General features: G+C 65.0%; 20 protein-coding genes. 9 read left to right on the top strand and 11 right to left on the bottom strand.

What is annotated here, in order from left to right:
* Positions 1 to 17: 17 nt before the first annotated feature.
* Positions 18 to 1667, top strand: a complete 1650-nt coding sequence (locus tag BV95_RS14880) for a Glu/Leu/Phe/Val dehydrogenase dimerization domain-containing protein (RefSeq protein WP_037453486.1) — start codon at positions 18 to 20, stop codon at positions 1665 to 1667.
* Here the strand turns inward: BV95_RS14880 and BV95_RS14875 are convergent.
* The 6 genes from BV95_RS14875 to BV95_RS14850 form a co-directional block, all read right to left on the bottom strand.
* Complete coding sequence (locus tag BV95_RS14875) at positions 1643 to 3406, bottom strand: ATP-binding protein (RefSeq protein ID WP_037453483.1); 1764 nt, start codon at positions 3404 to 3406, stop codon at positions 1643 to 1645. The two genes, BV95_RS14880 and BV95_RS14875, sit on opposite strands and share 25 nt — an antisense overlap.
* Positions 3407 to 3678: 272 nt before the next feature.
* A complete protein-coding gene (locus BV95_RS14870; protein WP_037453480.1) occupies positions 3679 to 4983 on the bottom strand; it encodes a cell wall hydrolase in 1305 nt (434 codons plus the stop codon).
* Between the two features lie 30 nt (positions 4984 to 5013).
* Positions 5014 to 5931 carry a cysteine synthase A gene (gene cysK / locus BV95_RS14865; protein ID WP_037453477.1) on the bottom strand — a complete coding sequence of 306 codons (918 nt, stop codon included), beginning with the start codon at positions 5929 to 5931 and terminating at the stop codon, positions 5014 to 5016.
* Positions 5928 to 7250, bottom strand: coding sequence for an MFS transporter (locus BV95_RS14860; RefSeq protein WP_037453473.1), 1323 nt, complete (start codon positions 7248 to 7250; stop codon positions 5928 to 5930). The genes cysK and BV95_RS14860 overlap by 4 nt, the downstream gene beginning before the upstream one ends.
* A gap of 218 nt (positions 7251 to 7468) precedes the next feature.
* Entirely contained in the window at positions 7469 to 8719 is a 1251-nt protein-coding gene (locus tag BV95_RS14855; protein ID WP_081873396.1) for a TetR/AcrR family transcriptional regulator, read from the bottom strand.
* 157 nt (positions 8720 to 8876) lie between these two features.
* The gene (locus BV95_RS14850; RefSeq protein WP_051749799.1) at positions 8877 to 10772 is read right to left on the bottom strand and encodes an acyltransferase family protein; all 1896 of its coding nucleotides are present in this window, start codon (positions 10770 to 10772) and stop codon (positions 8877 to 8879) included.
* Between the two features lie 714 nt (positions 10773 to 11486).
* Here BV95_RS14850 and BV95_RS14845 point away from each other — a divergent pair.
* Positions 11487 to 12398 carry a polysaccharide deacetylase family protein gene (locus BV95_RS14845; RefSeq protein WP_169804645.1) on the top strand — a complete coding sequence of 304 codons (912 nt, stop codon included), beginning with the start codon at positions 11487 to 11489 and terminating at the stop codon, positions 12396 to 12398.
* Between the two features lie 4 nt (positions 12399 to 12402).
* Here BV95_RS14845 and BV95_RS14840 read toward each other — a convergent pair whose 3' ends face one another.
* The 3 genes from BV95_RS14840 to BV95_RS14830 are packed head-to-tail and all read right to left on the bottom strand — an operon-like array spanning position 12403 to position 15430.
* Positions 12403 to 13473, bottom strand: a complete 1071-nt coding sequence (locus BV95_RS14840) for a phosphotransferase (RefSeq protein WP_037453466.1) — start codon at positions 13471 to 13473, stop codon at positions 12403 to 12405.
* Positions 13470 to 14669, bottom strand: coding sequence for an acyl-CoA dehydrogenase family protein (locus BV95_RS14835; protein WP_156028668.1), 1200 nt, complete (start codon positions 14667 to 14669; stop codon positions 13470 to 13472). Before BV95_RS14835 ends, BV95_RS14840 begins: the two co-directional genes overlap by 4 nt.
* On the bottom strand, positions 14666 to 15430 hold the full coding sequence (locus BV95_RS14830) for an SDR family NAD(P)-dependent oxidoreductase (RefSeq protein ID WP_037453462.1): 765 nt from the start codon (positions 15428 to 15430) through the stop codon (positions 14666 to 14668). The genes BV95_RS14835 and BV95_RS14830 overlap by 4 nt, the downstream gene beginning before the upstream one ends.
* Before the next feature lie 116 nt (positions 15431 to 15546).
* Here BV95_RS14830 and BV95_RS14825 point away from each other — a divergent pair, with 116 nt between their 5' ends.
* From BV95_RS14825 to katG, 4 genes are all read left to right on the top strand, one after another.
* Positions 15547 to 16164, top strand: a complete 618-nt coding sequence (locus BV95_RS14825; protein ID WP_037453458.1) for a TetR/AcrR family transcriptional regulator — start codon at positions 15547 to 15549, stop codon at positions 16162 to 16164.
* Between the two features lie 67 nt (positions 16165 to 16231).
* The gene (locus BV95_RS14820; RefSeq protein ID WP_037453455.1) at positions 16232 to 17416 is read left to right on the top strand and encodes an acetyl-CoA C-acyltransferase; all 1185 of its coding nucleotides are present in this window, start codon (positions 16232 to 16234) and stop codon (positions 17414 to 17416) included.
* A 342-nt stretch (positions 17417 to 17758) separates the two neighbouring features.
* Positions 17759 to 18223, top strand: coding sequence for an aminoacyl-tRNA deacylase (locus BV95_RS14815; RefSeq protein WP_037453509.1), 465 nt, complete (start codon positions 17759 to 17761; stop codon positions 18221 to 18223).
* A 213-nt stretch (positions 18224 to 18436) separates the two neighbouring features.
* Positions 18437 to 20659: a catalase/peroxidase HPI gene (gene katG / locus BV95_RS14810; protein WP_037453452.1), complete on the top strand. Its 2223-nt coding sequence runs from the start codon at positions 18437 to 18439 to the stop codon at positions 20657 to 20659.
* Between the two features lie 73 nt (positions 20660 to 20732).
* Here katG and BV95_RS14805 read toward each other — a convergent pair whose 3' ends face one another.
* Together BV95_RS14805 and BV95_RS14800 are read right to left on the bottom strand one after the other, a co-directional pair.
* Positions 20733 to 21512, bottom strand: coding sequence for an enoyl-CoA hydratase-related protein (locus BV95_RS14805; protein WP_051749798.1), 780 nt, complete (start codon positions 21510 to 21512; stop codon positions 20733 to 20735).
* A gap of 19 nt (positions 21513 to 21531) precedes the next feature.
* Positions 21532 to 23076: a class I adenylate-forming enzyme family protein gene (locus tag BV95_RS14800; RefSeq protein ID WP_051749797.1), complete on the bottom strand. Its 1545-nt coding sequence runs from the start codon at positions 23074 to 23076 to the stop codon at positions 21532 to 21534.
* A gap of 178 nt (positions 23077 to 23254) precedes the next feature.
* On the opposite strand from BV95_RS14800, the gene BV95_RS14795 reads away from it, so the two are divergent.
* Genes BV95_RS14795 through BV95_RS14785 form a run of 3 tightly spaced genes read left to right on the top strand, consistent with a single transcriptional unit; the run spans position 23255 to position 25142 of the window.
* Entirely contained in the window at positions 23255 to 23992 is a 738-nt protein-coding gene (locus tag BV95_RS14795; RefSeq protein ID WP_037453449.1) for an SDR family NAD(P)-dependent oxidoreductase, read from the top strand.
* A 38-nt stretch (positions 23993 to 24030) separates the two neighbouring features.
* A complete protein-coding gene (locus tag BV95_RS14790; RefSeq protein ID WP_037453446.1) occupies positions 24031 to 24381 on the top strand; it encodes an EthD domain-containing protein in 351 nt (116 codons plus the stop codon).
* A 23-nt stretch (positions 24382 to 24404) separates the two neighbouring features.
* The gene (locus BV95_RS14785) at positions 24405 to 25142 is read left to right on the top strand and encodes an SDR family NAD(P)-dependent oxidoreductase (protein WP_037453443.1); all 738 of its coding nucleotides are present in this window, start codon (positions 24405 to 24407) and stop codon (positions 25140 to 25142) included.
* Position 25143 lies beyond the last annotated feature (1 nt).

Here is a 25143-nt window from a genome sequence, read left to right as displayed (position 1 = left end):
AAAACGGAGCGAAGGCCATGACGCACAAGCGCATCACCGTCCTGCTGGTCGAGGATAATCCGGTCTATTCCCGGCTGATCGAGAAGCTGCTGGGCCGATCCGACAATCCGGTGTTCGAAACCGTGCTGGCGAGCACGCTGGAGCGGGCGCTGGAGCGGCTGGCGCTGGGCGGGATCGATGTCGTCCTGCTGGACCTGATGCTGCCGGACAGCACGGCGCTGGACACATTCTACCGCGTCCGGGCGCATGACATGCAGACGCCGATCATCATCCAGAGCGCGATGGACGATGTCGGGCTGGCCAGCAAGGCGGTGGAAGGCGGGGCGGAAGATTATCTGCTGAAGGACGGCATCAACAGCGCGACGCTGATCCGGTCGATCCACTATGCGATGGAACGCACCCATGCGCGGGGGGCGGAATGGTCTTCGGCCATGCTGCACCTGGCCCAGCAGCAATTTCTGAAGGCCGCCCATATCGCCGGGCTGGACCCCAATATCCGGCAGCGCCTGCTGTTTCCCGAACGGACGCAGATCGCCGCCCTGCCCTTCAAGCGGGACGGCATCGATCAGGTCGAGACCGTCTTCGCCTATCGGGTGCAGCATGTGCTGACCATGGGGCCGACCAAGGGCGGGTTGCGCTATCATCCCGACGTCAGCCTGGGCGAAGTCGCCGCCCTTTCCATGTGGATGACGTGGAAATGCGCGCTGGCGAAGCTGCCCTTCGGCGGGGCCAAGGGCGGGGTCCGGGTCGATCCGGCGGCGCTCAGCAAGGATGAGCTGGAGCGGCTCACCCGCCGCTATACCTCGGAATTCATCGGCATGATCGGGCCTGACAAGGATATTCCCGCGCCCGACATGGGGACGGACGCGCAGGTCATGGCCTGGATCATGGACACTTATAGCGAGCATGTCGGCTATTCCGTGCCGTCGGTGGTGACGGGCAAGCCGGTGGTGCTGGGCGGATCGCTGGGCCGTCATGAGGCGACCGGGCGGGGCCTCGCCTATCTGGTGAGCGAAACGTGCCGGCAGATCGGCCTGGACCTGAACGGCGCGACCGCCGTGGTGCAGGGGTTCGGCAATGTCGGCATGCACGCTGCCACATTCCTGGCCGAAGCCGGGGCGAAGATCGTCGGCATCAGCGACGCCAGCGTGGCGCTGCACAATCCCAAGGGGTTGCCGATCGATCTGCTGAAGAACCATGTGCGCCAGCACCGGCAGCTTTTCGGCTGTCCCCACGGCGAGATCATCCCCAGCCGCGACCTGCTGGAACTGCATTGCGACATATTGGCGCCCTGCGCCTTGCAGAACCAGATCACCGCTGAAAATTCATCGCGGATCAATTGCCGGATCGTGGCGGAAGGCGCCAATGGACCGACCACGCTGGAGGCGGACGACATGTTGCAGGCGCGGGGAATCATCGTGCTGCCCGATATCCTCGCCAATGCGGGCGGCGTCATCGTGTCCTATTTCGAATGGGTGCAGGGCCTTCAGAACCTGACCTGGCCACTGGAGGAGATCAACCTGCGCATGCGCGACATATTGACCGACGCGCTCGCCCGAACGCAGCGCCGCGCCCAGGCGGAGAAGGTCGACCTGCGCACCGCCGCCATGATCGAGGCGCTAAGCCGCGTCGGCGCGGCCAATCATCTGCGCGGACTGTTTCCATGAGGGGGCATGCCGCCGGAAACGGGGCCGGGATCGGCCACCTGAGCGCGCGCCGCCGCGATGCAGGCCTGAAGATGATTGTGCCGGAAGGGCTTTGACAGGCGGGTGATGTCGGGCGCGATCAGGTCGACCCCCTCATAGCCCGATATGATCAGCAGGGCGATGTCCGGATGGTCGACGCGCAGGCGCAGCGCCAGTTCCACGCCGGTCATGCCCGGCATGATATGATCGGTGACGAGGATGTCGGGCCGGTCGCCGGACTCGATGATGCGCAGGGCGCTTTCGGCGCGGTCGGTGTCGACCACGACATAGCCCATGTCCACCAGCATCTCGCGGGTGCTGCTGCGGACAAGGTCGTTGTCGTCCACCAGCAGCACCTTGCCCGAATGCGCCTTGTCGCCCGCTTCCGTTGGTGGGGGTTCGGCCTTCGCGCTAGGGGCGCTTTCCACCGGGAGCCAGAGGCGGATGCTGGTGCCCCTGCCCACGGCGCTGTCGATTTCCACCGTACCGCCCAACTGGCCGGCAAGGCCGTGGACCATCGACAGGCCCAGCCCCGTGCCGTGGCCGGACGGCTTGGTTGTGAAGAAGGGCTCCATTGCCGCCGCCCTGACCGCCGGGGCCATGCCCGCCCCGCTGTCGGTGACGGTAAGGCGGACGTAGCGACCGGGCGCCAGCCCGGCGGGCAGGCGGCTTTGCAGGGCTTCCGCCACTATGCTGAGGGCGCCGCCGTCGGGCATGGCGTCGCGGCTGTTGACCGCCAGGTTGAGCAACGCGACCTCAAGCTGGTGGGCGTCGGCGCGGACCGGCGGCAGCAGCGGCTGAAGGTCGACCGACAGGGCGATCCGCGGTCCCAGCGTGCTGGCCAGCAGGGCCTGCATGCCGCCCAGCAGATCGGGCAGATCGACCGCCTTGACCGCCAGCGGCTGGCGGCGGGCGACGGTCAGCAGCCGCTGGACCAGGGTCTGGGCGCTTTCCGCCGCCTGCATGGCGATATTAGCGTGCCGCTCGATGGATTCGGGCGTCCGCTTTCCCGACAGGATCAGGTCCAGCCCGGCGACGATCGGCATCAGCAGATTGTTGAAATCATGGGCGACATGGCCGGTCAACTGGCCCAGCATGTCCAGCTTCTGAACCTGGCGCAGACTGTCCTGCGACCGTTCCAGTTCCCTGGTGCGTTCCCGCACGCGATGTTCGAGCTGGTCGTTCAGCGCCTCCAGCGAGGCGAAGAGCCGGCCGTTTTCCAGCGCGGTGGAGGCGGCGCGGGCCAGCGCCTCCAGCAGGGCGATCTCATTGTCGGTGGGCTGGCCGAATTCGGACCAATAGGCGCCGACGGCCGCGATGGGGTCGACCCGGCCGATCGGCACCATCAGCATGGACCGGACGAAGGTGGTGCGATACGCCTCCACCGGCACGCGCGGATCGTCGAAGACATCGGGAATGACGGCCGTTTGACGATTTTCCATGGCCCAGCCCGACACGCAACTGGCGGCGGGAAAGCGCTGGCCCGCCCAGAGCGGCTCCATCGAATCCTCGGCGATATAATGGCATTGGTCTTCGTCGCGCAGGACGACCGTTATGCCGTCCGCCCCCACGGCGCGGCGGGCAAAGGCGCGCAATACATGCGTTATCGCTTCCAGCGACCGCGTCCCCGCCATTGCCTCCATAGCCTCGGCGGCGATGCTCCACCTTGCCGCCAGCGCCTTTTGCTCGGCGATTCGTTCGCTTGCCAATTTCTTGTCCATCGACAGCCTTTTGCATCGAAAACAGCGCCTGTTTCTATCATCGGACTGGGGCGATCACAAAGCGAATATGATCAAGGACTTAGAAGACGCCTTGTACAGGCGGTCATCAACACATGCTTAACCCTGTTGTAGTGGGGAGATAGAGGGTGCGATCATGGGTTGAAAAGTGCGCATATTCTGAGTGTGGGTGGCGAATTCGGAATGGGCTGGAGCGGGCATTTGCCTTCATTAAATCCTCCCCATCGACAGATGGGGAGGATTAGAAACCCGCGCTATGGCTTGGCTGGTGCAGCGACGACGGGTGGTGGCGGCGCAATCTTCACCACTTCGAATCGTTCCTTGCGCCGCACGCCCGCCAGTTCGGGCGCGGGAGCCGTCGGAATGCGCTGGCGCATGCATTCATCCTTGTTGGCTCGCTGCGTCTGGAGGCAGTTCCAGAGCGACCGCTGCAAACCCGTCGCGCTGTTGTGGATATAGGCGAAGGCCATGCTTTCCATCTGATCGCCTGACAGGGGCAGGCCGCCCGGCGCGGTGCCCGCCCGCCATGCCATGATCCGGCATTCCGGCCGCCCGGCGCAGAAGGTCTGGGCCAGCGTCGGCCAGCTATCGGGCACGGCGGTGCGGCCCAGTTCGACCAGGAAGCTCTTGGCCCCCGGCGCGATGGCGATCAGGCGTACGCCCGCCATCATCTGGCCCAGCGATTCCGTGCCGATCATCTGCTGCGGCCGGGCGGCGAGGTCCGCCGCCGCGCCGCCCGCCAGGACCAGCGGCGAGAGGGCGCCGGGCGCGTCCGGCCCGCCCTGATGCGCGGCGGACAGGCGGGCGATCCGCTGGACCAGCGGCTCGCCATTGTCCCCGGCGCGGCGGAAGGCAGGCGGCGTCCCCCACCAGCCCCGCCAGCGGAAGAAGAGATGCGCGCCGACGGCGCCGATCTTGTCCAGGCTGCCGCTCCAATAGGGGACGACCCAGTCGGTGTGATAATGGGTGGCGTAGCCGACGGGTTTATAGACCTTGCCCGCCAGCGCCGATTTCGCGATGTCCCGCGCCCTTTCCCACGCCGCCTGGGTCGGCGTGCGGGCTAGAGCGCCGTCGCAGGTGAAGGTGAACTGACATCCGGTCGCCCGTTCCTGTCCCTGGAAGACGACGCCGCAAACCGTCTTCGGGAAGGCGGGATGGCGCACGCGGTTCAGCACCACCTGCGCGACGGCGCGCTCGCCGACGGCGTCGTCGCCCGCCTCATAGATTTGCGCGGCCGCCAGACAGTCGATGGCGCGGGCGAGATCGGTGGGCGATCCTGAGAAGAGGAAGGGGCGCGCCGCCGGATTGGGCAGGCGGGAAAAGGGAATGGCGGCGTTGAACGACCGCGCTTGATCGCGGTCCAGCGCATAGAGCCGGACGGGCGCGACCGCCGGGGGTGGGGTGGCCGGGCGTTGGAGCCGGGCGGCGGTGGGGCGCGACTGGCTTAGCGGCGCCCGCGCCTCCCATGCAGCGACGAGGGCGGGCAGGCCGACGAACAGCGCAAGCCAGATCAGCCACATCGCGCGATGCGGCTGGCCGGTGGTGGAAGCGTCGGTCATGCCCGGTCCGGCTCTGGCCTGTTCCCGGCCTTATTCGGGCAGGAAATCGGGCACCGACAGATAGCGTTCGCCCGTGTCATAGTTGAAGCCCAGAACGCGGCTGCCCGCCGGCAGTTCCGGCAGCTTCTGCGCAATGGCGGCCAGCGTCGCGCCGGAGGAGATGCCGACCAGCACGCCTTCCTCCCGCGCGGCGCGGCGGGCATATTCCTTGGCGTCGGCGGGGTCGACCTGAATCACGCCGTCCAGCAACTGGGTGTGGAGGTTGGCCGGGATGAAGCCCGCGCCGATGCCCTGGATCGGGTGCGGGCCGGGCTGGCCGCCGCTGATGACATGGGACAGGGTCGGTTCGACCGCATAGACCTTCAAATTGGGCCAGAGCGATTTCAGCACCTGCGCCACGCCGGTGATGTGCCCCCCGGTGCCGACGCCCGTGATCAGCGCGTCGAGCGGCGCGTCGGCGAAGTCGGCGGCGATCTCCTGCGCCGTGGTGCGGACGTGGACGTCGATATTGGCGGGATTTTCGAACTGCTGCGGCATCCAGCTATTGGGCGTCTGGTCGATCAGTTCCAGCGCGCGCTCGATGGCGCCCTTCATGCCCTTTTCCCGCGGCGTCAGGTCGAAGCGGGCGCCATAGGCCAGCATCAGGCGGCGGCGTTCCAGGCTCATGCTTTCGGGCATGACCAGGATCAGCTTATACCCCTTGACCGCCGCGACCATGGCCAGGCCCACGCCGGTATTGCCGGACGTCGGTTCGATGATGGTGCCGCCGGGCTTCAGGTCGCCCGATGCCTCGGCCGCCTCTATCATGGAAAGAGCGATCCGGTCCTTGATCGAGCCGCCGGGGTTGGACCGTTCGGACTTGATCCACACTTCTGCGTCGCCGAACAGCCGGTTGACGCGGATATGCGGCGTATTGCCGATGGTTTCCAAGATGCTGGATGCCTTCATTGCACTGTCTCCTGCGTGGATTTCGGCTCCTGGGGGGATTCGGCCGCCTTTGTTTCAGGTGGGTCGAAGGTACGGGCAAGGCGGAGTTCTGGAAAGAGCTTCGCCCAGATGAGGGTTATGACGATGGCGCCGATGCCGCCGCCGATCACCGCCGCGACCGGGCCGACCAGCGCGGCCAGGAAGCCGGATTCCGCCTCCCCCAGTTCGTTGGACGCGGAAATGGTGAGTTGCGACAGGCTGGACACGCGGCCGCGCATCTCGTCGGGGGTGTGAAGCTGGATCAGCGACTGGCGGACATAGACCGACACCATGTCGGCCGACCCCAGCAGGATCAGCGCGCCGATGCCGACCTCTATCGCGATGCTGCGCGGCAGGAAGGCGGTGGCGCCGAAGACGATGGTGGCGATGCCGAATAGGATGACGGAGGCCAGCATCTTCAGACCCACCTCCGTCTTCATGGGGCGGAAGGAGAAGAAGAGCGCGGTGACGGCCGCGCCGATGCCGGGGGATGCCGCCAGATGACCCAGGCCCGCTGATCCCACATGCAATATGTCGCGGGCATAGACGGGCAGCAGCGCCGTCGCGCCCGCCAGCAGCACCGCGAACAGGTCCAGCGTGATGGTGGCCAGCACCAGCCGGTTGGTGCGGACATAGGTCAGGCCGTCGATCATCTGGCGCACCGGATGGCGGCTGGTGTCGCGGGGCGGCTGGGGCACCGGGCCGATCAGCATCATGCAGAGCAGGGCGACGGCGAACAGCCCCGACGCCAGCGCATAGGCGCCCCAGGGCTGCACCGCATAGGCATAGCCGCCCAGCGCCGGACCCGCGATCATGCCCGCCTGCCACATGACGCTGGAAATGGCGATGGCGTTGGGCAGCACTTCGCGGGGCACCAGATTGGGAGCGAGCGCGCTATAAGCCGGGCCGTTGAAGGCGCGGGCAATGCCGACGATCGCGGCGATGCCGAAGATCAGCGGCAGGCTGACCCAGCCTTCATAAGTGGCGAAGGCCAGGGTGCCCGACGCCAGCACCAGCAGCAGCAGGGTGAAGCGGGTGATCATGCGGCGGTCGAAATGATCGGCCACCCATCCGGTCACGGGCGTCAGGAAGAAGAGCGGCAGGAACTGCGCCAGGCCGATCAGGCCAAGCTGGGCGGCGGCGGCGCCCGTGCTCATGGTTTCGCGGGCGACATTATAGGCCTGCCACGCCAGCACGATCATCATGCTATATTGCGCCAGAACCGCCGTCAGCCGCCCCAGCAGATAGGCGCGGAAATTGCCGAAGCGCAGAGGGTGGCGGGGGATGGGAGGGCTGTGCATGGCCCCCTCCTTAGCGCCTGCGCGGCGGGTTTCGCAACCGAGCGGGTAGAGAAAAGACGCAGCAATATTTGGGATGGGGAAGGTTTGGCTTTTAGGGGGGATTGGCCGCAGGCTGGTGGAGGGAAAGGCGCGACCTGCGAATTTTCCCCTCCACCACTCGCTACGCGAGCGCTCCCCCTCCCCATCTGTCGATGGGGAGGAATGGGATGGCGCCTGCTCTAATCGAATATGCCCTTCGTCAGCAGCCCGGCGAAGCGCGATACCGCCAATTCGAGCGGTTGGCCGGCGGCCCAGCCGCGCACGTCATAGGCCGAATTGATGGTCGACATGATGATATGCCCGGCGATGGCGGGATCGATCAGGCGGACGGACCCTTCCCGCATGCCGTCCAGCAGCGCGCCGGCCAGCCACAGGGCCTCCCGGTTGCTGAGTTCCAGCGCCTCGGCGCGGAGCGCGGCGGGCATCGCCTGCAGCGCGGTCGAGCGCAGGAGAGGATGGTCGCTCGCGAACTGGAGGACCAGGACGGACGCGATCCCATTTTCCAACCGCTGCCATCGCGTCCCTCCCCGCGCGTCCACCGCGATCTGGAGACGGGTCAGGCGGCGGTAGCTTTCCCGGAAACATTCCAGGATGAGGTCGTCCTTCGCCTCATTATGATGGTAGAAGCTGCCCTTGGTGAGGTTCATCTCCCGCATGATGCTGTCGACCGAGGCGCCCTTGTAACCATGCTCGTTGATGAGCCTGGTCGCGATCCGCATGAAGGGCGACTGGAGCGGCGCGGCGTCCAGCGCCTCCTCCAGCGTGAGCGGGCAGGCCCTTGATTCCAGGCCCTTCGCGCCGATGCCCTCCCGCAATATGTCGAACATGCGACGGCGGACGCTGTCGAAATCCCCCAGCGCGTAATGGGGCAGCCAGAAGGTCGCCCAGAAGAGGGATTCGTTCAGAAGCTGCGTCCGCGCCGTCAGCACGCGTTTCCGGTCGGGGTCGTCGCTCGTCCCGAAAAATTCGCGGACATCCCGGAACAAGGCCTGATATTGGGCGATCAAGGGCAGGCGATATTCCTCGTCAAGCGCCCGGATTTCCGAGAAATTCGCAAGCGGGCGCATTTCCTTCCGCAGGGATCGGGCCGTCCGGTCGAAGAAGAGGGCCAGATATTTCTCGACCCGCGCCTCCGGCGTCGGTTCCGTCCCCGCCTCCCGGACCATGGCGTGCAGCCGCTCTATGCTGTCCTCCAGCACGGCGGCGGCGAGCAGTTCCTTGTAGCGGAAATAATAGATGACGCTCGTCGTCTTGAGCGAGAGGGCCTGGGCGACCTCCTGAAAGGTCATGCCCGTCACGCCCCGCTCGTTCAGCAGGACCGTCGCGACATCCAATATCCGCTGCTTCTTGTCCTCGAAGCGGGTGCGCCGGGCCCCTCCCCCCGCATCGGTCACCAATGGATCATCGGAGGGGACGGGTCTCTCGGCCATGACCTCTTATGTCGCGGTGCAACCCGCCATGCCACCACTTTTTCCATAAGCGCTGAAAATTCAAACTGCTGGTCAGGAAATCAAAGGAAGGCAGGTCAGGCCTGTCATCCTATATTTCGAATGGTTGGTATGTTACTCGCCCGACTAAATCCCTGATCTAAAGTCCAGCCATGTCCGGCGCCTTGGGCATGGCGGCGAGTTGAGGGCAAATGTCGCGGGCCATCAGGTCGGCGATGAAGATCGATCCCTGTTGCGTCAAGTGGCCATAGTCGAACTGGACGGGCACGCCCGACTTCACCCAGAGGCGGCAATCGGTCGCGCAAAGGCTGCGATAGGTCGAGAAATAGGGGATATCGGCCCGCTTCATCGCCGCGGCGAGCTGTTGGTCGACTTTGGCCACCTGCCCGTTTCTGTGCGTGGCCAGCGGTTCGGCCTGGTCGATATGCTTGGCCAGCAGGCGCGGCAATGCCTGGTCATATTCCACGATCGGCCCGGACACGATGACATGGGGCGCGGCCTGCCGGATCAGCCGGACGGTCTGTTCGACATCGGGAACATCCTTGTCCAGCCAGCGGGCCGAAAGCACGACCATGTCCGGGCGCAGCCGGGGCAGATATTCGGAAAAGACCCGCTGCATCAGGGCCAGGCAGCGCGCATCGCCGCGACTGTGGATCAGCGGCTTGCACCCCGCCGCCGTCGCCTGGAGCACATGCATGTTCGGCAGCGCATGGTTCAGCCCATAATAGAGATGGGCGGCATGGCTGTCGCCGATGATGAGCAGGCGGGGCTTGTCATGGGCGGCCGTCAGGCATTTTTCGACCGAATAGTCCGACAGGCGGTTCTGCGTCGTCAGGAAGCAGGAGCCGGTGCGCATCATTTCCGTCCGCCCCGTCCGCTCGCCATAGGCCAGCACGTCGCGCGCCTGCGCGGATATGGGATAGAGGCTATTGCTGAGCAGGGCGAGCGACAGCACGGCCGCGCCGCAGGCCGCCATGGCGGCCGTGCCCCGCGCCACCACGGCGCGGGAGGTCAGGCGGCTCGACCGGCGGAACGGCTTTTCCACGAAGGCCCAGGAGAGCGTCGCCGCAAAGATGGCCGCGATCAGCAGGCCCAGCCGCTCCACATTGTCCAGGCGGCTGTCGATCTGGCGATAGAAGACGATGATCGGCCAGTGCCAGAGGTAGAGCGAATAGGAAATGAGGCCGATGAAGCGCATCGGCGGCAGCGAAAGCAGGCGGCCGCCCCATGTGGTTCCCCGCTGCCCGCAGAGCAGGACGAGGCCTGCGCCAAAGCAGGGGACAAGGGCGGACGCGCCGGGGAAAGTTGTGGCCTTGTTGTAGAAGAGAACGGACCAGGCGATCAGCGCCAGCCCGGCCACGACGCCGATTTCCGCCTGCCACTGACGGCGCGGGGCCGGGATCGCGCCCATCGCCAGCAGCGAACCGATGGCCAGTTCCCAGGTGCGGAAGGGAATGAGGTAGAAAGCCGCGCTGGCGTTGCGCGACACCATCCATTGCGCCGCGACGAAGCTGGCCAGCGTCAACGCCCAGACCAGTTGGCGCCGGTGCGTGGCGGACCAGCTACGGGTAAAGAAGATCAGCAGCGGGAAGAAGATGTAGAATTGCTCCTCCACCGAGAGCGACCAGGTGTGCAGCAGCGGGTTGCTGTCCAGTTCGCCGTCGAAATAGCCGCTCTGGCCGTAGAATAGCATGTTCGAGACGAAGAATATGGAGGCGATGATCGACCGGGACACCTCCGTCGCCTGATCCGACATCAGCAGCGTGCAGGCGGCGAGCATCACGATCAGGTAGAGAGCGAACAGCGCCGGGAAGATGCGCTTGATGCGCCGCTTGTAGAAATCGAACAGCGCGTCGCGCCATGCGCCCTGCTCGCCTAGAAGCGTTTGCGTGATGAGGAAGCCGGAGATTACGAAGAACACATCGACGCCGACGAAACCGCCGGAGAAGAGGCTGGTTCCCAGATGGAAGATGACGACCGGAATGACCGCTACGGTCCGCAGTCCGTCAATATCCGTGCGATATTGCTTAATCATGCGCGGACGATCCGCAGATCATGTCGCGTCCGCCGAAATGTTTCCGCTATTGCTTCCTTATCTTCGCGAAGGATTGCAGCCGTCCTTATCAAGTAAAGAAGCACGCGATAGTGCATCTTGCGTCCCCAATTCATGAAGATCGACGGAATTGCCGATTCCGCTGTTCGTTGGGATTTTTCGTACCAGAAAATTTTCCGATTTCTTGGGGAAGTGGAATCGGCATATCGCATAATATGCAATGTTCGTCGTTTTTTATGGTGAAATAACAATGATTTGGATTTAATTTACTTAAATCGTACCGGATTTGAAATATTGAAAGCAATAATCATTCGGTCGTGACAATAAACGAGGAATATTCCTGAGAATAAATTTGTTCATTTTTCATGTGTGATTGGCTGGTTTGGGTGGAGAGCGGACCTATCCTATTCCTCCCCATCGGGAGATGGGGAGGGGGACCGGCCGAAGGCTGGTGGAGGGGAAGGGGGCACGACCTCCGAATTTCCCCTCCACCACTCGCTTCGCGAGCGGTCCCCCTCCCCACGCTGCGCGTAGGGAGGAATTAATGTCAGCTATTGGCCATTTCCCGGCATTTCGAATTCTCCACGGGACGTAGGATTATAAATGATTTCAACCCTGAAGAATCGATGGCGGCGGTTCATCCGCAAAGGATGGAACAGGCGGTTATTGGGGATCGGCGGTGCTTGCATGGGGGCCATGGCCGCCATGATGTTGCTCGCCGCGCCGCATGATCCCGCCGATTATTCGCATGACAGGCAGCCCTTCGATATTGCGATCACGGTGGACGACCTGTCGGGCAACGGCAATTTGCCCCCCGGCACGACCCGTCTGGCCATTGCCGATCTCTATCTTCATACGCTGAAGCGACATGGGGTGCCGGACGCTTATGGTCTGGTCAATGTCGGCAAATTGGAACGGGACAGCGACGGCGCGGCGGTGCTGGATCGCTGGCGGCGCGCAGGCTATTCGCTGGGCAATCATTCCTACAGCCACATGAACCTCAATCGCGCGCCTTCCCTTGAGGCATGGGAGGCCGATGTCGTGACCGGCGAGCAGGAGATCGCCAGCCGGATGGAAGGCGCGGACTGGCGCTATTTCCGATTTCCCAACATGGCGGCGGGGCGGGACAAGGCGCAGCATGACAGCGCCATGGCCTTCCTGAAAGAGCGGGGATACCGGATCGCGGAGGCCAGCGTCAGCTTTGACGACTGGGCTTATAGCGACGCCTATGCGCGCTGTCTGCGTACCGGCGACAGGAAGGCGATTGCGGCCATGAAGGCCCAATATCTGAAGGGCGTCGACGATGGCATCCTGCGCATGAAGGCGCTTTCGCACGCCGTCTATGGCCGCATGATTCCGCAAGTGCTGCTGACGCATCTGAGCGCCTGGGGAGCGGATACGCTGCCCGATGTGCTCGCCAGGCTCGATGCGGCGGGGGCGCATTATGTGAGCCTGCCGCAAGCACAGCGCGACCCTGCTTATGTCGCTCCCGATCCCTGGGCGGGGAACCAGTTGCTGATGGATCGCGCCGCCCGCCAGCGGAAGATCGACGTGGAAGCCATTCCCAGGCCGCGTTCCCCGGTCGATCCGAAGACCCTCTGCCGCTGATCGTTCAGCGGCAGGCCTCCATTCTCTCCACCGCCAGGTCGATCAGGCGCGGCAGGCTTCCCAGCCGGTCCTTCGCATGGGCGGATGCCGCCGTTCCCCGGATCACCCGTCCCTTGATGCCGTGGAAGATCGCCGCCAGCCGGAAGAAGTTGAAGGCGATGCAAAAGGCATAGTCCGCTTCGGAAATCGGCGGGCGTCCGACATTGCGGCAATAGGCGGCGCGATATTCCTCTTCATTGGGAATGCCCAGCGCCGCGATGTCCGCACCGCCCAGCCCAGCCACGATGTCCGGCGGCATGCGGAACATCATCGCATGATAGGCGAAATCGGCCAGCGGATGGCCCAGCGTCGACAATTCCCAGTCCAGCACCGCCAGCACGCGCGGCTCCGTCGGGTGGAAGATCATATTGTCGCAGCGGAAGTCGCCATGGACGATCCGCGTCTCGTCGCCCGCCGGAATGGCGGTGGGCAGCCACTCGATCAGCCGGTCCATGCCGGGGTCGCGCCCCGCCTCCTCATCCTCCAGATATTGTTTCGACCAGCGGGCGATCTGCCGTTCGAAATAATTGCCGGGGCGGCCATAGTCGCCCAGCCCGACGGCTTCCGGATCGAGGCGGTGGAGCGTCGCGATGGTGCCGTTCATCGCGTCGAAATAGGCGGCGCGCTGGTCGCGGCCGACATCGGGGAAGGTCGCGTCCCAGAAGATGCGGCCTTCAACCATCTCCATCACATAGAACCAACTGCCGATGATGCTATCGTCAGTGCACAGGCCATGGACATGGGCGACGGGAAAGCCCGTCCCGCCCAGGGCCGACAGCACCCGCGCCTCCCGCTCCACGGCGTGGGCGCCCTTCAGCACCTGTCCCGGCGGCTTGCGGCGCAGCACATAGGAACGGCGCGGCGTCACCAGCTTGTAGGTCGGGTTGGACTGGCCGCCCTTGAACTGCTCGACGGAGAGCGGCCCGGCATAGCCGTCGACATGCGCCTCCATCCAGCGGGCCAGGGCGGCTTCGTCGAAACGATAGGCCTCCCGCACGGCGGTGGTTCCGGCGTTGACGGATGCATCCACGCTCATGCCACCTTCTCCCTCTGGGCCTCCCGCCAGTCGCGCTTGATCTTCTTGGCCAGGCTCCATTTATGCACTTCGGTCGGGCCGTCATAGATGCGGAAGGCCCGGATTTCCCGGAACACCTGCTCCACGATGGTGTCGCCGGTCACGCCCGCCCCGCCCATCACCTGGACGCAGCGGTCCGCGACGCGCATCAGCGCTTCGGACACGGCGACCTTGGTCATGGAGCTTTCGACCGTGCCCAGCGCGCCGCTGTCCAGCACGTCCGCGCACCAGTCTATCATCAATTCCGCCTGTTTCAGATCGATGAGATTTTCCGCCAGCATGAAGCCGACGCCCTCATGATCGATCAGCGTCTTGCCGAAGGCCAGGCGGCGATTGGCATAGTCGGCCGCGATCTCATTCGCCCGGATGCACGCCCCCAGCCAGCGCATGCAATGCGACAGCCGCGCCGGGCTGAGTCGCACCTGCGCATATTGGAAGCCTTCGCCCGCCCGGCCCAGCATCTGACTGGCCGGGACGCGCAGATTGTCGATGGTGATGACCGCGTGGCCGCCCGGCATGGAATTGTCGATGGTGTTGGGCACATGATCGATGCGGATCGCCGGATCGGGCAGATCGACCAGGAACATGCACGCCCCCTCCTCCGCCTTCGCCATGACGATGCCGACCTTCGCGCCCTGCGCGCCGGTGATGAACGCCTTGCGCCCGCTTATCACCCAATGATCGCCGTCCTGGTGGCAGACGGTCCGCATCATCGACGGATCGGAACCCGCGCCATTTTCCGCCGCCGGTTCGGTCATGAAGAAGGCGGAACGCGCCCGCCCCTCCACCAGCGGTTGCAGGAAGCGCTCTTTGATCTCCGCACTGCCGACCTTGCCCAGAAGATACATATTGCCTTCATCGGGCGCGGCGGTGTTGCAAGCGAGCGGACCCAGCGGCGACAGGCCGCTCTTGCGCAGCACGATGGCCGTCTCCCGCTGCGTCAGATGGCCGCCTTCGGGAAGGATATGCGGCGTCAGCACGCCTGCGGCCCGCGCCTTTTCCTTCAATTCGACGACCAGTTCCTCGGTCGGGCAGTCATGATGGTCGCGGCGGGGATCGCGCTCATAGGGGACGACCACCTCGCGGACGAAGGCTTCCACCTTCGCCGCGATCTCCGCCGTCCGTTCCGGACCGGCGCCGATGTGGGCCGCGCTCATTTCGGCGCCATCCGGATCGCGCCGTCCAGGCGGATGACTTCACCGTTCAGCATCGGGTTGGCGACGATCTGCTCCACCATCAGCGCATATTCGTCGGGGTGGCCGAGGCGGCTGGGGAAGGGCACCTGCCTGCCCAGCGAATCCTGCGCCTCCTGCGGCAGGGACGCCAGCAGCGGAGTCAGGAACAGGCCCGGCGCGATGGTCATCACGCGGATGCCGTAGCGGGCGAATTCGCGCGCGATGGGCAGGGTCATGCCGACCACGCCGCCCTTGGACGCAGCATAGGCGGCCTGGCCGATCTGCCCGTCGAAGGCGGCGACGCTGGCCGTGTTGACGATGACGCCGCGTTCCTCACCGCCGACCGGATCCGCATCGTGCAGGCGCGCCGCGAATTTCGACAGGACATTGAAGCTGCCGATCAGGTTGATGGTCACGATCTTCGAGAAATCGTTCAGCGGGATCGCCTTGCCGTCGCGGCCGATGACCTTGGCGGGCGGGCCGATGCCCGCGCAGTTGACCAGGATGCGGGCCTTGCCGTTCAGCGCCTCCGCCTCATCCAGCGCGGCGTCGACGGCGGCTTCGTTCGTCACGTCGACCTTGATGAAATGGCCGCCGATGGCCTTCGCATGCGCCTCGCCCAGATCGGCGTTGAGGTCGAAGATCGTCACCTTCGCCCCGCCCCTGGCCAGCCGCTCCGCCGTGGCACCGCCAAGGCCGGATGCGCCGCCCGTGACGATGGCGGCAAGTCCCCTGAAATCCATTCCATGCTCTCCCGGCAGAATCGTAAAACTCTATAGTGCATCACGCACTCATGAGTGTATTGCGTCTTCACCGGTTTCCTGTCAACGGACTATCGCCAAGGGAAAAAGGGTCATCGATGCAGTCGGCTTCACCATTTCGCACCCCTGCCCAGAAGGAGGCGGAACGCGCCGCCAAGCGGGACGCCGTGCTGCGCGCGGCGGTGCGGATGTTCAACGAGCGGGGCTTTCATGCGACATCGCTGGACGATGTCGCCGCCAGCCTGGGCATATCGAAGCGGACCATCTACCATTATCTGGCCAACAAGGATCAGGTGCTGCTGGAATGCATCACCATCGGCCTGCATCAATTGCTGGAAGCGGCGGCGGAAGCGCGGCGGGAACCGGGCGACGGCCGCCATCGCCTGACCCGGTTCCTGCGCCGCTACGCCGAAGTCAACATGGAGGATTTCGGCCGCTGCGTGATCCGCACGGGGGTGGAGGCGCTGTCGCCCGAAAGCCTGCCGCGCTATCGCCAGCTCAAGCGGGAAATCGACGACGCGCTGCGGACGATGATCCAGGAAGCGATCGACGACGGCTCCATCGCTCCGGTGGATGTGAAGCTGGCCGCCTTCACCCTGGCGGGGGCGCTCAACTGGCCTGCCCGCTGGCATGATCCCGAAGGGCAATTGCCGGTCGAAACCATCGCGGTGACGATGGTCGACATATTGACCGGGGGGCTTGATCCCCGGCCTTGAAAAAGGCGGCGTCGACCCCAACTGCACCCGCAAGTGCATTATGGACGAACAAGTTTCGAGGAAGAACATGCAGGACGATCCGATCATCATCGCAAGCTATGCCCGCACGCCGATGGGCGGTTTTCAGGGCGCGCTGTCGCCGCTGAAGGCGACCGAACTGGGCGCGGCGGCGGTCCGGGCGGCCGTGGAGCGCGCAGGGGTGGCGGCAGATGCGGTGGACCGCGTCTATATGGGCTGCGTCCTGCCTGCGGGACTGGGTCAGGCGCCGGCGCGACAGGCGGCGCTGGGCGCGGGTCTGGGCCTCAACACCGAGGCGACCACCGTCAACAAGATGTGCGGATCGGGCATGCAGGCCGCGATCATGGCCTATGAGGCGCTGAGCGCGGGCACCGCCGACATCGTGCTGGCGGGCGGCATGGAAAGCATGACCAACGCGCCCTATGCCCTGCCCAAGCATCGTTCCGGGGCGCGTATCGGCCATGACCGCATCGTCGACACGATGATGATGGACGGGCTGGAGGACGCCTATGAACCCGGCAAGGCGATGGGCGTCTTCGCCGAAGAGGCGGTGCGCGACTATCAGTTCACGCGGGCGGACCAGGACGAATATGCCATCCGATCGCTGGACCGCGCCAACGCCGCCATCGCCAGTGGGGCCTTCCAGCGGGAAATCGCGCCTGTCACCGTATCCGGGCGCGGCGGGGATGTGGTGGTCGATACCGACGAACAGCCGGGCAAGGCCAAGCCGGAGAAGATCCCTTCGCTGAAGCCCGCCTTCGCGAAGGACGGGACGATCACTGCCGCGAACTCCTCGTCCATTTCGGACGGGGCGGCTGCGCTGGTCATGACACGGCGCAGCGTGGCGGAAAAGCAGGGGTTGAAGATGGTGGCGAAGATCGTCGCCACCGCCGCCCATGCCCATGAACCGGCGAAGTTCACCACCGCGCCCGTGCCCGCCATGCGCAAGCTGCTGGCGAAGGCCGGATGGTCGGTGGAGGATGTCGACCTGTTCGAAATCAATGAGGCCTTCGCCGTCGTCGCCATGATCGCGGCGAAGGAATTGGGCATTCCGGCGGAGAAGCTGAACGTCAATGGCGGCGCGACGGCGCTGGGTCATCCTATTGGCGCTTCGGGCGCGCGCATCGTGGCTACGCTGGTGGCAGCGCTGGAAAATCGCGGTCTCAAGCGCGGGGTCGCCAGCCTCTGCATCGGCGGCGGCGAAGCGACGGCGATGGCGGTCGAACTGCTTTAGGGCGAGAATTCGGAATGCGGGGAATGGCCGTTAGCGGGCATTAAAATCCTCCCTACGCGAAGCGTGGGGAGGGGGACCGTCGGCGCAGCCGATGGTGGAGGGGAAGATTCGGAGGTCGTGCCCCATTCCCCTCCACCACGCTTCGCGCGGTCCCCCTCCCCATCTCTCGATGGGGAGGAATAGGATGGGTCCGCTCTCCACCTGATGCCCGCATTCCGCATCATCGATTGGTTGTCGGTGCGTAATCTGCTATTTCTTGTCCATTGGATGGCGTTGGCCAGACCATCGTGCATGACGCCCGGCTGACCGCGCCGCCCCGGCATTGGGCCGATGGAGGATGTCATGGCGATTTCCCAAAGGTTGCGCGGCTATATGGACCGTTGCGGCACGCGATTCGACGAATGGCCGCACGAACATTCCAGCGAAATGGCGCGGGCGGCGCAGGCGGCCCATGTGCCCGGACGGCAGGTCGCGAAGGCCGTGCTGGTGCAGGCGGGCGACGAATATATGCTGGCTGTGCTGCCCTCCTCCAAGCATGTGAGCTTCCATTTCCTGCGGCAATGGCTGGCGCGGGAGGTGTCGCTGGCGGAAGAGCATACGACAGCGGCGCTCTTCCCCGATTGCGAACTGGGCGCGATCCCGCCCGTGGGCGCGGCCTATGGGTTGAAGACCATCATCGACGACGACATGCTGATGGACCGCGACGTGTGGTTCGAGGGGGGCGATCACCACACGCTTGTCCATATGAATGCGGAGAATTGGCGGCGGTTGCAGAAGGGCGCCGGGCATTTCGCGTTCAGTATTTAGGGCTGGCGGAGGGGAATGGTCGGGCGTTGCGCATTTCCCCTCCACCAATCGCTGCGATCGGTCCCCCTCCCCATCTGCGATGGGGAGGATTTGATTTTCTCTCATGCAATTAATTCGACACAGTCATCGGAAAAATCCTCCACCCCCGATGTTTCCCCATCGCCGGGCATCGCCTAAAATCACGGTCCCGGAGAAGCTGAAAGGAATCATGCAATGGACGCAAAGACGAGCAATGATCCGCTGTCCTGTCCCGTGAAGGAGCCTGCCGCGCTGCGATCCCTGTTGGGGCGCACCAATCGCGACTGGTGGCCCAACCAGCTTTCGCTCGACATCCTTCAGCAGAACGGTCTGTCCGGGAATCCGCTGGGCGACGATTTCGATTATGCGGCCGCCTTCAAGGCGCTGGATTATCAGGCGGTGAAGCGCGATCTGACCGCGCTGATGACCGACAGCCAGCCCTGGTGGCCGGCGGATTACGGCCATTACGGCCCCTTCTTCATCCGCATGGCCTGGCACTCGGCGGGCACCTATCGCACCGGCGACGGGCGCGGCGGCGCTTCGTCCGGATCGCAGCGCTTCGCTCCGCTCAATAGCTGGCCGGACAATGCCAATCTGGACAAGGCCCGCCGCCTGCTGTGGCCGGTCAAGCAGAAATATGGGCAGGCGCTGAGCTGGGCGGACCTGATGATCCTGGCCGGCAATGTCGCCATCGAATCGATGGGCGGCCCGGTCTTCGGCTTCGGTGGTGGCCGCGCCGACGTGTTCGAGCCGGAAAAGGACGTCTATTGGGGCACCGAGGAATTCTGGGTCGGCCAGGAAGGCAATGAGACCCGCATCCAGCCCGAAAAGAACATGGTGCTGGAAAGCCCGCTGGCCGCGATCCAGATGGGCCTCATCTACGTCAATCCGGAGGGGCCGGGCGGCAATCCCGACCCGCTGCAATCGGCCCGCGACATCCGCGAAACCTTCCTGCGCATGGGCATGAACGATGAGGAGACGGTCGCGCTGACCGCAGGCGGCCATACTTTCGGCAAGGCCCATGGCGCGGGCGACGCGTCGAAGGTCGGCAAGGAACCGGAGGGCGCGGACATCGCGCAGCAGGGCCTTGGCTGGCAGAGCGGCTATGAAAGCGGCGTGGGCGATCACACCATCACCAGCGGCATCGAAGGCGCCTGGACGCCGACGCCCCGGACCTGGGACCACAGCTTCTTCCACATGTTGCTCGATTATGAATATGAATTGGTGAAGAGCCCGGCAGGCGCCAAGCAGTGGCAGCCGGTGAACCAGAAGCCGGAAGACCTGGCTCCCGGCGCGCACAGCCCGGACAGGCGCGTGCCGACGATGATGACGACCGCCGACATGGCGTTCAAGATGGACCCGGAATATCGCAAGATTTCCGAACGGTTCCGCAACGATCCGGCGGCGTTCGAGGATGCCTTCGCCCGCGCATGGTTCAAGCTGTGCCATCGCGACATGGGGCCGAAGTCCCGCTATCTGGGGCCTGAGGTTCCCGCCGAAGACCTGATCTGGCAAGACCCGATTCCGGCTGTCGACCATCCGCTGGTCGATGCGGCGGACATCGCTTCGCTCAAGCAGAAGATATTGGCGTCGGGCCTGAGCGTCGCGGAACTGGTGACGACCGCCTGGGCGTCGGCGTCGACCTATCGCGGGTCGGACCATCGCGGCGGCGCCAATGGCGGGCGCATACGGCTAGCTCCGCAAAAGGACTGGGACGTGAACCAGCCGGAGCAGCTTTCCCGCGTCCTATCGGCGCTGGAGAAGATCAAGGCCGAGTTTGACGGTGCGGGCGCGAAGAAGATTTCGCTGGCCGACCTGATCGTGCTGGCCGGATCGGCGGCGATCGAAAAGGCGGCGAAGGATGGCGGGCGCAGCATCGAGGTGCCCTTCACCCCCGGCCGTGCCGATGCGTCGAAGGAACAGACGGACGTGCAGAATTTCGAAGTGCTGGAGCCCAAGGTCGACGGCTTCCGCAACTATCTGCCCGTGCCGTTCAGCGTGCCGGTCGAGGAACTGCTGATCGACCGCGCCCAGTTGCTGACATTGAGCGCGCCGGAAATGACGGTGCTGGTCGGCGGCCTGCGCGTGCTGGGCGCCAATCATGGCGAGTCCAGCCATGGCGTCTTCACCGACAGGCCGGGGACGCTGAGCAACGACTTCTTCGTCAACCTGCTCGACATGAGCACGGCGTGGAAGGAAGTGGAGGGTCAGAAGGACATCTTCACCGGCACCTGCCGCAAGTCCAATGAACAGAAATGGACCGGCACGCGGGTCGATCTGGTATTCGGGTCGAACTCGCAATTGCGGGCGTTGTCGGAGGTCTATGCCTCCGCCGATGCGGGCGACAAGTTTGTGAAGGACTTCGTCGCGGCCTGGACCAAGGTGATGAACGCAGACCGGTTCGACTTGGCGGCTTGAAGCAAGCGTCGTTCTGCATGGCCGGGGCTCCCGCCTCGACCATGCGGCGCGCCTTCGCAGGAGCACGTTTCCTCTAGCGGCCTAGAAATACCGGGGCGCGCCGTTCCCGGAAGGCGGCTATGCCCTCCACGCAGTCGGAGGAACGGGACAATTCGCCCTGAATTTGGCGCTGGAGGTCGAGATCCTCGTCCAGCGCGCCTTCGACCGCCGTCCATGACAGGCGCTTGGCGGCGGCGAAGGCCAATGTCGGACCGGCGGCAAGGGTGCGGGCGATTTGATCGACCGCCGCCTGCAACTGGTCAGGCTCCACCAGCCTGTTGACGACGCCCTTTTCTGCGGCCTCCGCCGCGGACAGCCTTTGGCCGAGCAGCAGCATGTTCATGGCCCCGGCTCGTCCAAGGGCCCGGGTCAGCAGGAAGGATGCGCCGCTGTCGGGCGCCAGCCCCAGCTTCGCGAAAGGCGCGAGGAAATAGGCGTCGCTGGAGGCCACGATGACATCGCCCATCAGCGCCAGCGAGACGCCCAGGCCGACGACCGGACCGTGCACCTGCGTCACCAGCGGTATCCGTAGCGCCCGGATGCGCCGGATGAGCGGGTTGTAATGGCGTTCCAGCACGTCGCCGCCGTCGACATCCTGTCCCGGCGTCGCGGCATCGTCACCCAGATTGGCCCCGGAGCAGAAGCCCCTGCCCGCCCCGCGCAATACCACGACCCGCGCCTGTTCCTCGGCGCGGTCGAGCGCCTCTATCAGCGACTGGGCCATGGCGGGCGTCATGCCGTTGATCGATGCCGGGTCGTCCAGCACCAGGGTGGCGACATCGTTGGTCAGGTCGGCATGGATGTGTCCCGGCATGGAAACGGCCCTTCTATTTTCAGGCAGCGGCCTGCCGCGCCGCGATTGCTTCGGCGCGCAGGACGTGTTTCAGCACCTTGCCTAAAGTGCTGAGAGGCAACGGCGTGTCGCGCACGGTGATCGCCTTGGGGCATTTATATCCGGCGATATGGGCGCGGCAGTGGGCGATCAATGCGTCCGGATCGATCTGCGCGCCCGGCTTCGCGACCACGGCGGCGGTGACGATTTCTCCCCAGAAATCGTCAGGCACTCCATAGACCGCGCAGGCCGCTACGCCGGGGAATGCGGCGATGATGTTTTCTACTTCGCCCGAATAGACATTCTCGCCGCCCGTGACGATCATGTCCTTGTAGCGGTCCACGATGGTCAGGAATCCCTTGCCGTCGATGAAGCCCGCGTCGCCGGTATGCATCCAGCCGTCGGTGAACAATTCCCCCGTGCGTTCCGGATCCTGCCAATAGCCGCTGGTGACGCCATGGCCGCGCAGCATCACTTCGCCCACGACATCCGGTCCGGCGGGCGCGCCGTCCGGACCGGCGATCCGCACCTCCACATGGGAACGCGGCTTGCCCGCCGACCGCAAAATGTCCGGATCGTCCAGCATATGATGTTCGGGCAGCAGGGCGGAGATCGGCCCGCTTTCCGTCAGTCCGTAAAGCTGACACAGCCGCGCATGGGGCATGGCGGCGCGCACGTCGCGCAGCAGCTTTTCCGATATGGGGGCCGCGCCGTAGACGACGCTTTGCAGGCGGGCGAGCAGCGCGTCGTCGCGATCCGGGGAGGCGAGGAGCATGGCGAGGGTCGTGGGCACAGCCCCTATCGAATTGACGCCGTTCGCGGCAATTTCCTGATAGACGGCGGGCGGCCCGGCATCGGCGCGGAAGACGATGCGCGCGGCGGCGAGCGTCAGCGCCGTGAGCTGGTTGACGCCCGCGATATGGAAGGCGGGCTGGGAATGCAGCGCGACTGTATCGGCGTCATAGGACAGGCAATTCTGGACGTTCCGCCCCTGCACCATCAGCGCGTCCGCCGAGTGCATGACTCCCTTCGGCGCGCCCGTGGTCCCGCCGGTGAACAGGATCAGCGCCAGTTCGCCGGGCCGCCAGTCATGCCGGGTGGCGGCCTGCCCGTCCGTCGACAGGTCGGACATGTCTATCGCGAGGATATCTTCCTGCATCTGGGCGATCGATTCCGCCTGATCACGATAGGCCGGTTCGTAGAGGACCGCCGTCGCGGCGGCGGTGCGCACCGCCTGCGTCAATTCGGGCAGCGACAGGCGGAAGTTGAGCGGAATGGCGACCAGCCCCGCCCATGACAGCGCCGCCGCCACCTCCAGATTGCTCGCCCCCACCCCCGCGAGCAGGGCGACGCGATCCCCCGGCAGGAAGCCGCGCCCGTGCAGGTCGGCGGCCATTGCGGCGACGCGGTCCCGCAATTGCGACCATGTCGCCTTGCGGTCCTTTTCCACGATGGCGACGCATTCAGGCCGCGCCTGCGCCGCCCCTTCGACCGCGCCTGCGAGCGAGTCGAAGCCGGTGCGCACATCGTCCATGACTGCCGCCATTATGCCTCCAAAGTTCCAATAGGGCCGGTGCGGCCGGGACGAACGTCGACGGCCTTATATTCCGTTCGACAGTGGCGGCAAAAGGGCTGGATTGATGTCCCCGGACGATGGGACTGTCGAAGCCGCAGCGCCTGCATTAACAGGAGAAACGGCAAAACGCGCCGACGGGAGAGATGATTTGGGCAGGCTGGCGAACAAGGTTGCGATCGTTACCGGCGGCGCGAGCGGCATCGGCGGGGCCACCGTCCGCCGGTTTGTCGGCGAAGGCGCGAGGGTGTTGATCGCCGATATAGACGATGTTCGCGGCGCGGCCCTGGCGGAGGAGCTTGGCCCCGACGCCCTGTTCCAGCATCTGGACGTTTCGAAGGAAGGTGATTGGACCGCCGCAATCGATGCGGCCATGCGCGCCTTCGGCCGGATCGAAATATTGGTGAACGATGCGGGCTATTACCGGGCAACGCCGTTGCAGGACGCCACGGTCGAAGAATTCCAGCGCCATGTCGATGTCAATCAACTGGGCGTGTTTCTGGGCATGCAGGCGGTGGTCGCGCCGATGCGGGCGGCCGGGGGCGGCGCCATCGTGAACATATCCTCCACGGGGGGCATGCGCGGGGGGCCTTCGCTGTTCCATTATCGCGCCACCAAATGGGCGGTGCGGGGCATGACCCGTTCGGCGGCCCATGATCTGGCCAGCCTGAACATCCGGGTCAACACCGTGCTGCCCGGCCCCATCGAAACGCCGATGATGAAGGCGGGCAACAGCCAGGACAGGATCGAAGCGATGAAGGGCCGGACGCTGCTGCAACGTCTGGGCCAGCCGTCCGAACTGGCCGCTGCCGTTCTGTTTCTCGCGTCGGACGAGGCATCCTACATCACCGGCATCGATCTGCCCGTCGACGGGGGCACGATGGCCTGAGCCATCGTTGTTCCTCCTTTTATTTTCCGGAGGTTGCCATGCTGGTCGTACTGGGTTTCTACCGGCGCAAGCCGGGTTTGAGCCATCAGGAATTTTCGGACTATTGGACCAATGTCCATGGCCCCATGCTGCGCGACCATCCCGACATCGCGCCGCACATCAAATATTATGTGCAGCATCATCTGGAACCGAACCCGTCGGGCGATGTGCGGGATGTCGGCTTCGACGGCTTTTCGGAGGCGTGGTACGATTCGGCCGAGGATCGGGCCAGGGTCGTGCAAAGCGCCGCATTCCAGGCGATCAGGGAAGATGAGGCGATGTTCATCGACCTGACGCAGACCCGCGTGTCGGTGATCGATACGCAGCGCGTCATCATCGACAACAGATAGATATGGACGGACAGGAGCAGGCAATGGGTCGATTGAACGGCAGGGTCGCGATAGTGACGGGCGCGGCGCAGGGCATGGGCGAGGCAACCGCCCGCCTGTTCCTGGAGGAAGGCGCCAGGGTTCTCCTGACCGACATCGATCTGGAGCGCGGCGCGGCGCTGGCGGCCGAACTGGGCGGGGAAGCGGCCTTCCGGAAGCTGGACGTGGCCGATGCCGACGATTGGGCGCGGGCGGTGCAGACCGCCACCGAACTGTTCGGCGGGGTCGACATCCTCGTGAACAATGCGGGTTATTACAAGGCGCTGAGCCTGCTGGACAGCCATAGCGAGGAATTCGGCCGCCATGTCGAGATCAACGACAAGGGCACCTTCCTGGGCATGCAGGCGGTCGTCGCGCCGATGCGGGCGGCGGGCCGCGGGGCGGTCGTCAATATCGCGTCGGTCGCCGGTCTTCGCGGCGGGCCGGGCATGTTCAGCTATGGCGCGGCGAAATGGGCGGTGCGCGGCATGACGCGGTCGGCGGCCCATGATCTGGCGCCGTTCCATATCAGGGTGAATGCGGTGCTTCCGGGACCGATCGACACGCAGATGATCAACACCGGCAACGATCCGGCGCTGAATGCCGCGATCACGGAGCGGACTTTGCTGAAGCGCATGGGCCAGCCGCGGGAGGTCGCCATGGCGACGCTGTTCCTCGCCTCCGACGAGGCGAGCTACGTGACCGGCACCGAAATCATCGTGGACGGCGGCTATTCCGCCTGAA

The organism is Sphingobium chlorophenolicum (assembly GCF_000722875.1).
Taxonomy (GTDB): Bacteria; Pseudomonadota; Alphaproteobacteria; order Sphingomonadales; family Sphingomonadaceae; genus Sphingobium; species Sphingobium chlorophenolicum.
This window is presented reverse-complemented; position numbering and strand designations above follow the sequence as displayed.